Genomic DNA, 12,392 nt, shown 5'->3' on the forward strand with positions numbered 1-12,392 from the left:
CCGAAATCGCCTTGCGCTTCAGAGCTTTTCCGGCAGATCGAGACTGTGGGTAGAGGGAAGGGGTGTATTCGTGTTTCCACCCGTTACCACTACTGCCTTCATCAGGTCCAGCGCGCGGCCGATGACCGAACTCTCGCCGGTGATGGTGGGAAAGGCGACCGTCGACACGAGCCTGACGGTGACGGTTTCGCCACCTTCACCGACGAACTCCACCGTGATCCAGGAACTGTTGGGACTTTCCCGCGAGATGACGGTATCCACGAGATGAAATGATGGCTCATCGGCATCGGGCAACGCGCTCATGGCGAGCCTGCGCCCGTTCGCGAATCGACCTCGGCCTCGGGCCTGTCGAATCCGGATATCTCGTCCTCGTGCCAGCGGCCCCGGTCGTCCTGATACTCGATATGAGCGTCGTCACCGATGAGTTCGTGCGCGTCCGCCGCGTTCTGGGCGGCAATCACCGCCTCGTGCCGGGTGGGAAAACTTTCGGAATAGACATCGCCGACCTTGTAGGCCCAGCCGCCATCGTGCTCGACGACCTCATACACGACCCGCGCTGCCTTCTCCGGGCGTTGGTCGCTAAGCAGGCGGCGCGGATGGCGCTTTCGGTAGTCCCGGCGAAGCAGGGCCAGAAGTCCCCATACGCCAGCGAAAAACAGGGCAAGACGCATTCCGGTCCCTTCCGATTGGATGATGATCCCTCCAACGTCCGGATAGCCGGCATGTTCCGTGAAATCTTCCGGGCCTTCGCCGGGATTGGAACGAAGTGCGTTTCGGTCTAAAGCTCGGACCAGGGTTCCACCGACAAGAATCCTGGGGCCCTGCCCGGCCTTTTGGCTCAAATTCAAGCAACCTGGGGACGCCGCATGAAGATTGCCACCTGGAACATCAATGGCGTGAAGGCGCGCATCGACAGCCTGCTCCACTGGCTGCGGGAAGCTTCCCCTGACATCGTGTGTCTGCAGGAAATCAAGACCGTGGACGACCTCTTCCCGCGCCTGGAGATCGAGGCCCTGGGATACAACGTGGCGACTCACGGCCAGAAGGGGTTCAATGGCGTGGCCATCCTCTCGAAATTCCGCTTCGACGAGGTCAACCGCGGTCTTCCCGGCAACGATGCGGACGAACAGGCCCGTTTCGTCGAGGGCGTCTTCTCGACCAAGCGGGGTGTCATACGCGTCGTGTCCCTGTATCTGCCGAACGGCAATCCGGTCGGCAGCGAAAAGTTTCCCTACAAGCTCGAATGGATGCAGAGGCTCGAGCGCTGGACTCGCGAACGGCTGGAGCTGGAGGAACCGCTGGTTCTCGCCGGCGACTACAACGTCATACCGGAGCCTGAGGACGCGAAGAACCCGGAAGCTTGGCTGGGCGACGCGCTGTTCCAGCCGGAAAGCCGCGCTGCCTTCCGCCGCCTGAAGAATCTCGGCATGACGGACGCCCTGCGTGCGGTAAACGACCGACCCGAGACCTACACTTTCTGGGACTACCAGGCCGGCGCCTGGCAGAAGAACAACGGCATTCGCATCGACCACATCCTGCTTTCCCCCGAAGCAGCCGACCGCCTTCGCACTGTCCGCGTCGACAAGCACACACGCTCGTGGGAAAAGCCTTCAGATCACGTTCCGGTGGTTGTGGAGCTGGATGTGGAGGCAGCCTGAGGTGAGCGGCCCAACAGGTTCCTTGGCCCTTTCAAGCAGGCTTCAGTTCCCCGTTTGTTAGCTCTGAACGGGGTAATGAAGGAAGCCCGCCCCTCTCGGACTTCAGGCACGCGGGTCTGCGCTTCGCTACGCCGAAGATGCCAAGAGTTCACTCTCCCCGCATTGGGGATACAGGGCGGGTTGCTTTCAGAGTTCTGCAGGCCCACCAAAGACGAAGATCGCTGTTACGTTGGGCGAAGGTTGTCTCCCCCAATGTGGGTAGAATGCAAAACCCAACCTCTTGCTGGAGCCAAGTATCTGGCTTTTGCGAGAGGGGGAATTAGAAACAACCCGAAAACAGAAGGCCAGTCTCCTGCCCGGATCTGCGCTGACCGGCAGCCAACATGCCTGCAAAGGATGAAACTCAGAGAAGCTTTCAGGTCGCGGCCGGTCAGCATCCCGGCAGGGCAGGAACGGCCCTACCGCAGGCCGTTCTTGAGATAGTCCTCGGCAAGCGCGATCGCCGTGCGGCGGTCGGCCTCCGCCGAAAGCGCGAAAGCCTGCTCCTGCATGGCCCGGATCCAGCCGACATCCTTCGGCGCGGCATGTTCGAGCGCCGTGGTCATGAGCGCCAGCCCGCGCACCGTCTGACCGCTCTGGAACAGGAGATTGCCGAGCGTGGCCTGCGCGCCCACATGGCCCTTTTCCGCGGCGAGCTGCAGCCACCGGGCCGCCTGCGTGACATTGCGCTGGACGCCCTCGCCCTTCAGGAACATCAGGCCCAGCTCGTATTGCGCGGCCGGATGACGGTAGGTAGCAGCGGCGCGCATGAAATATTCCTGCGCAAGCGTCGGGTTCGCCTCGATGGCCGTGCCGGGGATTCCGTTCTTGAGATAGCGTCCGACCGCCACCAGCGCATCGGCGACGTAGGCCTCGTCCTCGCTGCCCGGCTGCACATCAAGCTGCGCCACGGCCGTGAAGAACCGGAAGGCCTCGTAATCGTTACGGGTAACGCCGTCGCCGTCGGCATACATGCGCGCGAGCTTCCAGCGCGCGCCGACCTGACCGTTCTCGGCGGCATAGCGATAGGCCTCGATGGCCTCTTCCTTCTTGCCGCTCTTGTATGCCGTGAAACCGAACTTGAAGACGGCCCAGGGCGATTTCTCTGGCTGCTGCACCACGATCTTGTCATCGAGCGCTGTCGCCGGGCCGGCGATGGCGACGACGACCAGCCCTCCCAATACTGCCCCCTTCAGACATTTCAACTTGCGCATAACACCGTACTTTCTCGACGCCGCAAGCCGCCCACAAAGGTGCAGAGGATCCCGAACGCTCCCCTCAACCCCAAGCTGCTGGCCTGGCATCTTCCTTGCGGAGAATGCCCGGACATCAAGACCTGAAATCGCTCGAGCCTTCATTTAGAACCCTTGCTGCATGCACAGCTCAGTTAATAAATCGTAACCTGCAGGAGGCGTACCAACAGGATATTGGGTGCGCCTCCTTTATGGCGGGAAATTGACCTTCAGCACCCGCATTGTTCTAGCTTATTACATCGTCACTGACTGTTGCGATTTGGTCACAAATCCCAGTTTTGAATTGTTAGTCTGCACCCTTCGTCCCGCGGGCGGCGGAAATACTGGCCAATGAAAAAGGCCGAAGGCGGGACTGCCTTCAGCCTTGTTTTTGTTACGATAAATGAAGCGTAAATTGGGCGGCGCAGCGGCAGCTGCATGTCCTGGCGCCGCTGGAGCGATTCCGGAACGGTTTCCCGTCCGGAATCGCAAGCGCTGATACCAAGTACAGTTCAGGCTTTGCTGGTGAAAACCTGAACTGGACTAGGCCGCGTCGCGCACCCGGGCGAGTGCCGCCTCGAGGCGGGCCTTCAGGTCGAGGAGCTCGGCATGCCTCTCGCGCTCCTGGGCGACGACCTCTTCCTTCGCGTTGGCCACGAACTTCTCGTTCGACAGCTTCTTCTCGACGCGGTCGATTTCGGCCACCGCCTTGGCGATCTCCTTCTCGAGACGTGCGGTCTCGGCCTTGAGGTCGATCAGCTCGCCGAGCGGCAGGCAGAAGGTCGTGCCGGCGATGACGAGCTGCGCCGAGCCCTTCGGAACGTCGGATGAGAACGCAACCTCGCCGATGCGCGCCAGCCTGCGGATCGCCGGATCGTGGCGTGCAAGACGTTCGCGCGTCAGCTCGTCCGCGCCGACAGCGACGAGCGGCGCCTGGGCCGCCGGCGGCACGTTCATCTCGGAGCGGACCGAGCGGATGCCGTTGACGAGATCGACCAGCCAGTTGAGGTCGGCCGCGGCCTCCTCGTCCTCGAACGAGATGTCCGGCCAGCGGGTGAGCGCCAGCACATCGTCTCGGCCGCCCTCGCCAGCGGTCAGCTGCCACAGTTCTTCGGTCATGAAGGGCATGAACGGGTGCAGCAGCTTGTAGATCTGGTCGAGCACATAAGCCGCGCAGGCGCGCGACTCGGCCTTGGCCGCCTCGTCCTCGCCGTTGAATACGGGCTTCAGGAGCTCCAGGTACCAGTCGCAGAACAGGCTCCATACGAACTTGTAGGCCGCGCCCGCCGCCTCGTTGAACTTGTAGGTGACGATGCCTTCGGTAACCTCCCGCGCCGCGCGGGTAAGCTCCGTCAGGATCCACCGGTTGATCGCCAGACGCGCATTCGCCGGCTCGAACGACGGGTCATGCTTGACGCCGTTCATCTGGGCGAAGCGTGTGGCGTTCCAGAGCTTCGTGCCGAAGTTGCGGTAGCCCGCGACGCGCGCCGGATCGAGCTTCACGTCGCGTCCCTGCGCGGCCATGATGGCCAGCGTGAAGCGCAGCGCGTCCGCGCCGTACTCGTCGATGAGTTCCAGCGGGTCGATGACGTTGCCCTTGGACTTCGACATCTTGGCGCCGTGCTTGTCGCGCACCAGCGCGTGGACGTAGACCGTGTGGAACGGCTCCTTGCCCGTGAAGTGCAGGCCCATCATCATCATCCGGGCAACCCAGAAGAAGATGATGTCGAAGCCCGTGACCAGGACCGAGGTCGGGTAGTAGGTCTCGAGTTCCGGCGTCTTGTCCGGCCAGCCGAGCGTGGAGAACGGCCAGAGGGCGGACGAGAACCAGGTGTCGAGAACGTCCTCGTCGCGGGTGAGAATCTCGCCGGGCTTAAAGTTCTCGAGCTTCTCCTCGACCCAGGCCTTCCACGGCCCCTCGTGCGCGAGGTAATGCTGGATGGCGACCTCGAGAGCCGTTTCCTCGTCCTTCTCGACGAAGACGGTGCCGTCCGGTCCGTACCAGGCCGGGATCTGATGACCCCACCAAAGCTGGCGCGAGATGCACCAGGGCTGGATGTTCTCCATCCACTCGAAATAGGTCTTTTCCCAGTTCTTCGGAACGAACTTGGTGCGCCCCTCTCGGACGGACGCGATGGCGGGCTTTGCCAGCGTTTTGGCGTCGACGTACCATTGGTCGGTCAGGAACGGCTCGATCGGCACGCCGCCGCGGTCGCCGTGCGGAACCATATGCCGGTGCGGCTCGATCTTGGCCAGGCACCCAAGCTCTTCCATGATCTCGACGATGGCCTTGCGCGCCTCGAACCGGTCGAGGCCATGCAGCCGCTTCCAGAGCGCCGTCTGTTCCGGCGTCGGCGTGAGGCCCTCGAGGAAGTCCTCGTTGTCCTCCAGCGTGATCTTCGCCTCGATCGTCATGACGTTGATCGCGCGCAGGCCATGGCGCTTGCCGACCTCGAAGTCGTTGAAGTCGTGCGCGGGCGTGATCTTGACCGCGCCCGTGCCCTTCTCCGGATCGGAGTATTCGTCGCCGACGATCGGGATGCGGCGGCCGACGATCGGCAGGATGACGTTCCTGCCCATCAGGTGCTTGTAGCGCTCATCCTCCGGATGAACGGCGACGCCCGTGTCGCCCAGCATCGTCTCAGGACGCGTGGTGGCAACCGTGATGTAGGTCTCCGGGTTCTCCGGATCGAAGACCTCGCCCTCGATCGGATAGCGGAAATGCCAGAGGTTGCCGTTGACCTCGCGCTGCTCGACCTCGAGGTCCGAGATTGCCGTCAGCAGCTTCGGATCCCAGTTGACGAGGCGCTTGTCCTTGTAGATCAGCCCCTGCTTGTAGAGCGTGACAAACACCTCGATGACGGCCTTCGAGAGGCCCTCGTCCATGGTGAATCGTTCGCGGCTCCAGTCGCACGAAGCGCCCAGCCGCTTGAGCTGGTTGAAGATGGCGCCGCCGGATTCGGCCTTCCACTCCCAGACGCGCTCGATGAATTTCTCGCGGCCGAGGTCCCGGCGATGGATGCCCTTGGCCGCCAGCTGGCGCTCCACGACCATCTGCGTGGCGATGCCCGCATGGTCCATGCCGGGCTGCCAGAGAACGTTCTTGCCGCGCATGCGCTCGAAGCGGACCATGATGTCCTGCAGCGTGTTGTTGAGCGCATGGCCCATGTGCAGCGAGCCGGTTACGTTGGGCGGCGGGATGACGATGGTGAATGCCTCCGCGCCAGGTTCAGCACCAGCGCCAGCGCTGAACGCCCCAGCTTCTTCCCATAGCCTTGTGATTTTTTCTTCGACGCTTTTGGCGTCATAGGTCTTTTCGAGCATAGTGGTATATCCGTGCTGCGCCGGTCTTGTTATCTGCGTGTAAAGCGGATGGGCCCGAGCGTGTCAACCAAACTCGGTACCGCCGGGCGCTTTGAAAAACCCCGGTGCATGGAAGATCCGCGCCTGCCTGAGCGCGTTCCCCAGCGGTCGGGCAGCGGCTCCATGGGGTCTCGCATCTCTCGCGGATCAGTGGTTGGACGGGAGTACGCCCCCCACGAAGGCCAGGCTGCGAAACGAATATGGCGGGAAATCCCGCCACGGAAATCTCTCCTGGAAGCAATCCGGCGGCTGACGCCGGAAGGCGCATCAGCCGCCCCGGGCGATGCGCTCGATTTCCTCGCGGACCAGCCGTTCCACCAGCTGCGGAAGGTTTTCGTCAAGCCAGTCCCGCAGCATGGGACGAAGCATGTCCTCCACGGCGTCGGCCAGGCTCTTGCGGCGCACTGCCTGATAGGCTTCGCTCAGCTCGCTGAACGCCATTGCCACCTTGCGCTCCGACTGTTCCGAGAGGATGGGCGCCGGTCCGGATGCTGCGGATGCGGGCGGTACGGACTCGGATACCTGAACCATGGTCTCCTCACGCACCCTTGTTTCGGCCTCTTCCGCGGCCGCGATATCGGCGGCGCGCGACACGCCGTCGGCACCGTTGAAAGCTGCCCTGTCGCTGCCGGCCTCGGCATCGCCAGTCACCGGCTTCGGCGCCGGACGAAGCGAAACGATGTCGTTGGCGAGCTGGGCGGTCTTCACAGCCTGCGGTAACGGCCTGGAGAACTCGGACGGCCTGGAAGCGGGCTGCGGTTGGCTCTCGGCAACGGCAGGCGCGGGCGTGGCGGGAACGTCAACCTCCGCATCCGCGGCGCGAAGAGGCTCCTGCGTCTGGACAGGCTTCTCATCCTTTCTGGACGTCTCGTTATCCTCGATGATACGCCGGATCGACGCGAGAATTTCTTCCATCGAGGGCTCACGCTGAACACTGCTCGGCTGTGCCATGGTCATTCCGGTGCCTTCATCCACGGTTTACCCGCCTTTTCGCGCGGGTATGCGAATCATTGATAGACTACCGAAGGATTAGGACCGTGAGAATCCTTTAACCATGAAACCGTTCGTTTCACACAGAAAGTAAAAAGCCCGCCTCACTGACGAGTGAAGCGGGCTTAATCTGACTTCGCCGATCAGACGGTTAGCGTCCGTCAGGCGTACGCAGGCCGATCCACTTGTCCTTGACCGCGTCGAGGTGTTCCTTCGGATTGTAGGGCGTCACCGGGAGCCCCAGCCGTTCAGCGGTCAGCTGCCCCGTGGCGGAGGCAATCGCGTAGCTCGCCACGACCACGTTCCGCTGGGCGTTCACAAGATTGATCTGGGCCGTGATGACGTCCGCCTGCGCCTGCAGAACGTCGAGCGTGGTGCGCTGGCCGACGTCGCGCTCCTCGATCACGCCACTCAGCGCAAGCCTCGCGGCAGCGACGGATTCGCGCGTGGCGCGGACATTTTCGATGGCGGCGAAATAGTTGGCCCATGCGGACGCCACGGCGGCGCGCACCTGGTCACGGGTCACATCGACATTGATGCGAGCCTGTCCGAGGGACTCCTTGGACTGGCGTACGCGCGCGTGCTCCGCGCCACCCTGATAGATCGGAATGGTCAGACGCAGTCCAACCGAGGCGGAATGACCATCGGTCGAAGCGCCATACCGGTCGCCGGTCGTGGCGGACAGGCTGGCCGTGGCCGAGAGCGACGGCAGCAGCGCGCCCTCATCGACCTTCACGGCGAAGGAGGCCGCATCCACTTCATGCGCCCGGGCAATCAGAGCCGGATGCTGATCGAACGCGAGCGCGTAAGCGGCCTCGATGCTCTTCGGCAGCAGCTTGGTCAGCGGTTCCGGCATTTTCAGGGAACCGGGCTCCTCGCCGACGATCTGGCGGTAAATGGCTTCCGCGGAACGCGCGTCGGCCCGCGCCGTCGCGTGCTGCGCAAGCGCAAGCTGTAGCGCCGCCTCGGCCTGCGCCACATCGGTGCGGGTACCCTCGCCCACCTCGTAGCGCGACTGTGCCGAACGCAGCTGCTCGCGCAGGAAGTCGATATTCTGGGCCCTGAGATTGGCGATCTGGCGCGCCCGGATAACATCCATGTAGGCGCTGGTCGCGTCTAGCAGCAGGTTGAGCTCGTTGTTACGCAGTGCGGCCTGTGCAGCCCGCACCCGGGCCTCGGCCTGCCTGACGTTGTTGGCGGTCTGAAATCCGTCGAAAATGGGCTGCTGGAGCTCGATACCGAACGAACCGGCCCGAATCTCGCCAACGTCATCCGACGTCAAACTCGCGGTTCCCGTTGCACTGAGTCTGGGACGCAGTCCGGACTTGGCAAGCGGGACGCTCTCATCGACGACCCTGACGCCCGCCCGGTTGTAGTTCATCGTCGAGTTGTTCTGATAAGCCTTGGTGAGCGCCCCCTGCAAAGTCTCAGCACCGACTTGAACGACTGAAAGAGCCAAGGCGACGGCAGAAAGTCCCGCCAAGAATAATTTTCGTGAAGGCACGTTCAACCTCTTCTCATCAGCGCTGGAAACCCACCGCGATTGTTCCCCCTGCATCTCGTGCCCGAAGCCACCCGAAGACAGGCGAATCCAACCCCCTCGAAGCAGTACCACAGAAGAATGTTACAATACATCCCGAACGAAAACCGTTGCAGGAAAGCAACATCCGTTCTGTCAATATAACAAGATCAGGCTCGTCAGAAGACGAATCCGGGTTCTTTCTGGAAGCCCGGAAGTGGATGGATCGCTGCATTGAAATCCGCACGCTCGGACACGACACCCTCAACTTTGATGAAGATGTGCGCGCGCGCAGAATTGCCCGTGCCGATGACGGTGACAAGACGTCCGCCCTCACCCAATTGGTTGAGGAGCGCCTCGGGAACATAGTCGACACTGCCCTGAAGGATGATGACGTCATAGGGGGCGTGCGCCGGATGCCCTGCCTCAAGCGGTCCGGTAACGACCGTGGCGTTGCCGTAACCGAGAGCGGAAAGCGTCGAGGAAGCCTTCTCTGCAAGCGCCGCGTCTGTCTCCAGACCAACGACGAAGCTGGCGACGCGCGAAATGACGGCGGTGGAATAGCCGGTGGCGCAACCCACGTCGAGCACCAGGTCGGTGGAGCGGACTCCGGCCAGCTGCAGGAGCCGGCCCAGAACAGCGGGCTCCATCAGGTAGCGTCCGCGAACCGCGCCCTGGCGCGGGACGATCTCGAGATCCTCGTCCAGATATGCGAGGGGACGCTTCGATTCCGGAACGAATTCTTCGCGGGGAACCTCGCTGAACGCCTGAAGAACGGCAAGGTTCGTGACATCACGGGTCCGAAGCTGCCCTTCCACCATGTTTTCGCGGAGTTGGGAGAAATTGCTGCTCATCACGCTCATTCCAGATGGTCTTGGGTTAAGCGGAATACGACAGCCTCGGCGGCCGGTCAAATGCCGCGACGCGTAATAAAACGGAACCTGGAGGCCTCGCCCGGAATCGAACCGGGGTACAAGGATTTGCAGTCCTCTGCGTAACCACTCCGCCACGAGGCCTCGCGCGTCCGTTCGCGCTGGGCACTCAATAGGTTGGCGAACGTCAGGCGTCAAGCGTCATCTGTGCCGCTTCGCCATGCTTGTTCACATCCCTATCGAGCAAAGGTGCGATCGTGAAGGAAAAGCCCCTTGTCCCGACCGCCTGCCCGAACGCAGCCCGCAGCCGGCGATGATACCGGCAGTTGCGCAAAGGAGGACAGGAAGCGCTAACGGGCTGGAACTCCTGATTCCGATCCGCCAAGGCAACACGTCGCACCCGCCGCGAAGGGCTCCACGCGAATCGCCCCACCACGGGCCAGGTCATCGTCTCCGCGAATCTGCCTGTCTTGCTTCTTGGAATTGTCGGACAGGAAGAGGGCTTCCACCTCCTGGAATCGCATCTGTTCGCCGGTCGCGGTTCCGGACGGAAAACCGGTTTCCACTTTTCCTGGAACCGCTCCTAGTCAGCAATCTCCCGGGGGCGTGAGAGGCCGTCGCCGCGCCGGTCCCTGCGCCGCAGCCACCAGACCTCGAGCCGGCGCCGGCGGCGGCGAACGGACGGAAGGTCATGGGACAGAATCAACAGGCCGACGGGAATCATCCAGAAGCCGAGGACGGGCAGGAATCCGAACATGCCCAGGACCACGAACGTCGCTCCGCTCGTAATCCGGGTCTTGCGCGAGCGCGGCAGGGGAAACTGCTTCCCCGCTACACGGATGTAGCGGCGGCGCAGCGATTCATCGATTCTGTGATCGTTATCCTGATGGTCCATATGTCCTTTATTCCCGTGGCGGTCCGACTTGTCCACATCCCGCGCACCCAGCCGGAGCCTGTGCCGCCTTTCCCTGGGCAGCACGCAAAGCCTTGCAACGCCATGCCTCGCCGCCTCCCCGTCCTTTCTTTCATATGTGGACGGTTATGGCCAAATCGAGCCCGCGTGAAGAAAATTTGGACAAAAGTGAAAAAGCCTCTTTGCAAATCAAAAAGGTCTTTGCTATAGGCAGCGTCGTCTCAAGCGAGCGCACCGTTCCCCGGTAGCTCAGCGGTAGAGCAACCGGCTGTTAACCGGTTGGTCGCTGGTTCGAATCCGGCCCGGGGAGCCACTCTTTCTCTTCCTTGACGAAGATCGGTTTTGTCCAAACGCTGAAGCGTTTTCCTCTTCTTTTCCGCTTCTTGCCGCTATTTCCTGTCTTGTTCGAATAATTACCTGGTTTGGTGATTCTGAGTTCAGCTTCGGCAACTGGCAGCATCGCACGCGATTCTTACGCCAGCGCGAAAACTACGCTCGCATCCTGTGTCTTATAGGAAGCGTCAGCGACCGCCGCGCGCTGATTCTGCCTTGTCGCTTGCGGCAGCCGGTTCTGCCGGCATCTGCCCTGGAATACCACCTCACTGTTCCCCTTCATCCATTTGAATGAGCGCCGGCTCTTGTCGCGACCTTGTGGCGGCTTCGATTCTTCCTACCCTAGAAGCTGACCCGGCGCCCCGGCATTCGCCGACCGCCGCCGCGGCGCCGGATACACTTTTCCGCGACGCGCATTCCATCGCACGGGCGAAAATAGGAGGCTCTGAAAGCAATGGCAAATACTGAGGACAGACTTTTCGAGGAATGGAAAGCGCGGGCCGGACTAACCAGCGACGGAGCCTCCGCCGAGGAACGAATCGCCTCCACTCTCGAATACATCGCCTTCAAGCTGCACCGGCTGGAGCTCGTTCTGGAGGAAATCAGAGACGAGATTGCCGAAGACGAAGATGATGATGATGACGATGAGGATGACGAGGAGGACGACGACGCGGATGACGAGGAGGACGAAGAGGACGACGAAGACCGGCAAATGAACTAGAACGGCGTCGGAACAGGTGGAAACCTTCCCCAGCATCGGGACACAGACGCGTTAAACTAGCTTCGGCGATCCCGCGAAAGGCTGGACTGGTCCAGATGGTGCACGCCCTCTGCCCGCGCCGCACGCACTTCCCTTGGCAGATCTCAGGTTCTCAGCAACCCTACGGCGCGCGCCAGCCTGCAGCGCCCGCGCCACTCATCTGCTTTGCTGCTCGTCCGTCATTGTGCAATGCACAATTGCAATACTGCATTGCAATTTTTGGTCTGGTCGAAGAGCAAGCGAATCCGTAGAAAGCCAATCGTTAGCTGTCTTCCTCCTCCCAGACACGCTAACAAGAATACAGCATCTCCTCCTCCCATGCTGTATTTCAGATCAAGCCCGCCATCCTCCTCCCTGGCGGGCTTTTTCTTTTTCTGAATGCTCCAGCGCCATTTCTGAACCGCTTCGGCGCGGAACCGCTCCGGAGCGCACACGCTTCCGGCTCCGCCCGCACTCCCCCATCCGCCCTGCCCATCCATAGATCGGGAACCAGTGGCTTGTCATATCCGGAAGGTGACGTTCTCCGGATGATGGGCCGCTATCTGCAGGTGAACAGGATCCGCCATCACCGCTGTGGTCGAGGGATACGGGCGGTAACCATTGGCACCTTTCGCACACGAACATGGCGCATAGCCTCCTGATAGCCAATCAATTCCCCTTTCTGCCCTAGCCCGGCGATGCCTCATGACAAGGCTTCGTGATGAGTGGTCGCG

At 61.9% G+C, this 12,392-nt stretch carries 11 protein-coding genes and 2 tRNA genes; 3 read left to right on the top strand and 10 right to left on the bottom strand.

Translation table 11 applies throughout. From position 1 onward, the window contains the following. Positions 1 to 18: 18 nt before the first annotated feature. Together ABD906_RS15645 and ABD906_RS15650 are read right to left on the bottom strand one after the other, a co-directional pair. Positions 19 to 303, bottom strand: coding sequence for a hypothetical protein (locus ABD906_RS15645; protein ID WP_345100596.1), 285 nt, complete (start codon positions 301 to 303; stop codon positions 19 to 21). Continuing rightward, the gene (locus tag ABD906_RS15650; RefSeq protein ID WP_165278832.1) at positions 300 to 671 is read right to left on the bottom strand and encodes a DUF2188 domain-containing protein; all 372 of its coding nucleotides are present in this window, start codon (positions 669 to 671) and stop codon (positions 300 to 302) included. Before ABD906_RS15650 ends, ABD906_RS15645 begins: the two co-directional genes overlap by 4 nt. 195 nt (positions 672 to 866) lie before the next feature. Between ABD906_RS15650 and xth the strand changes: the two genes are divergently transcribed. After that, entirely contained in the window at positions 867 to 1,658 is a 792-nt protein-coding gene (xth, locus tag ABD906_RS15655) for an exodeoxyribonuclease III (protein WP_165278729.1), read from the top strand. A gap of 458 nt (positions 1,659 to 2,116) precedes the next feature. On the opposite strand, the gene ABD906_RS15660 is transcribed toward xth, so the two are convergent. The 7 genes from ABD906_RS15660 to ABD906_RS15690 all read right to left on the bottom strand — a co-directional run bounded on the left by ABD906_RS15660 (position 2,117) and on the right by ABD906_RS15690 (position 10,568). Then, positions 2,117 to 2,911: an SEL1-like repeat protein gene (locus tag ABD906_RS15660; RefSeq protein ID WP_165278730.1), complete on the bottom strand. Its 795-nt coding sequence runs from the start codon at positions 2,909 to 2,911 to the stop codon at positions 2,117 to 2,119. Between the two features lie 561 nt (positions 2,912 to 3,472). Next, positions 3,473 to 6,253, bottom strand: coding sequence for a valine--tRNA ligase (locus ABD906_RS15665; protein ID WP_345100599.1), 2,781 nt, complete (start codon positions 6,251 to 6,253; stop codon positions 3,473 to 3,475). 306 nt (positions 6,254 to 6,559) lie between these two features. Continuing rightward, the gene (locus ABD906_RS15670; protein ID WP_165278833.1) at positions 6,560 to 7,243 is read right to left on the bottom strand and encodes a DUF2497 domain-containing protein; all 684 of its coding nucleotides are present in this window, start codon (positions 7,241 to 7,243) and stop codon (positions 6,560 to 6,562) included. Positions 7,244 to 7,433: 190 nt separating this feature from the next. Next, entirely contained in the window at positions 7,434 to 8,786 is a 1,353-nt protein-coding gene (locus ABD906_RS15675) for a TolC family outer membrane protein (protein WP_378188503.1), read from the bottom strand. 194 nt (positions 8,787 to 8,980) lie between these two features. Continuing rightward, positions 8,981 to 9,655: a methyltransferase domain-containing protein gene (locus tag ABD906_RS15680; RefSeq protein ID WP_165278733.1), complete on the bottom strand. Its 675-nt coding sequence runs from the start codon at positions 9,653 to 9,655 to the stop codon at positions 8,981 to 8,983. An 88-nt stretch (positions 9,656 to 9,743) separates the two neighbouring features. Next, a tRNA-Cys gene (locus ABD906_RS15685) sits at positions 9,744 to 9,817 on the bottom strand. A 439-nt stretch (positions 9,818 to 10,256) separates the two neighbouring features. Next, on the bottom strand, positions 10,257 to 10,568 hold the full coding sequence (locus ABD906_RS15690; RefSeq protein WP_345100604.1) for a hypothetical protein: 312 nt from the start codon (positions 10,566 to 10,568) through the stop codon (positions 10,257 to 10,259). A 256-nt stretch (positions 10,569 to 10,824) separates the two neighbouring features. Between ABD906_RS15690 and ABD906_RS15695 the strand changes: the two genes are divergently transcribed. Then, a tRNA-Asn gene (locus ABD906_RS15695) sits at positions 10,825 to 10,899 on the top strand. Between the two features lie 474 nt (positions 10,900 to 11,373). Further along, positions 11,374 to 11,640, top strand: coding sequence for a hypothetical protein (locus ABD906_RS15700; protein ID WP_345100606.1), 267 nt, complete (start codon positions 11,374 to 11,376; stop codon positions 11,638 to 11,640). A 218-nt stretch (positions 11,641 to 11,858) separates the two neighbouring features. Here ABD906_RS15700 and ABD906_RS15705 read toward each other — a convergent pair whose 3' ends face one another. Further along, positions 11,859 to 12,113 carry a hypothetical protein gene (locus ABD906_RS15705; RefSeq protein WP_345100608.1) on the bottom strand — a complete coding sequence of 85 codons (255 nt, stop codon included), beginning with the start codon at positions 12,111 to 12,113 and terminating at the stop codon, positions 11,859 to 11,861. Between the last annotated feature and the right edge of the window lie 279 nt (positions 12,114 to 12,392).

Origin of the sequence: Chelativorans composti (assembly GCF_039541695.1) — a bacterium.
Lineage (GTDB): Bacteria > Pseudomonadota > Alphaproteobacteria > Rhizobiales > Rhizobiaceae > Chelativorans > Chelativorans composti.

What these genes read in the sequence shown, in the direction of transcription:
- ABD906_RS15645 (WP_345100596.1), bottom strand. Translation starts at nt 303, where the DNA reads ATGAGCGCGTTGCCCGATGCCGATGAGCCATCATTTCATCTCGTGGAT.
- ABD906_RS15700 (WP_345100606.1), top strand. Translation starts at nt 11,374, where the DNA reads ATGGCAAATACTGAGGACAGACTTTTCGAGGAATGGAAAGCGCGGGCC.
- ABD906_RS15670 (WP_165278833.1), bottom strand. Translation starts at nt 7,243, where the DNA reads ATGGCACAGCCGAGCAGTGTTCAGCGTGAGCCCTCGATGGAAGAAATT.
- xth (WP_165278729.1), top strand. Translation starts at nt 867, where the DNA reads ATGAAGATTGCCACCTGGAACATCAATGGCGTGAAGGCGCGCATCGAC.
- ABD906_RS15690 (WP_345100604.1), bottom strand. Translation starts at nt 10,568, where the DNA reads ATGGACCATCAGGATAACGATCACAGAATCGATGAATCGCTGCGCCGC.
- ABD906_RS15650 (WP_165278832.1), bottom strand. Translation starts at nt 671, where the DNA reads ATGCGTCTTGCCCTGTTTTTCGCTGGCGTATGGGGACTTCTGGCCCTG.
- ABD906_RS15660 (WP_165278730.1), bottom strand. Translation starts at nt 2,911, where the DNA reads ATGCGCAAGTTGAAATGTCTGAAGGGGGCAGTATTGGGAGGGCTGGTC.
- ABD906_RS15665 (WP_345100599.1), bottom strand. Translation starts at nt 6,253, where the DNA reads ATGCTCGAAAAGACCTATGACGCCAAAAGCGTCGAAGAAAAAATCACA.
- ABD906_RS15680 (WP_165278733.1), bottom strand. Translation starts at nt 9,655, where the DNA reads ATGAGCAGCAATTTCTCCCAACTCCGCGAAAACATGGTGGAAGGGCAG.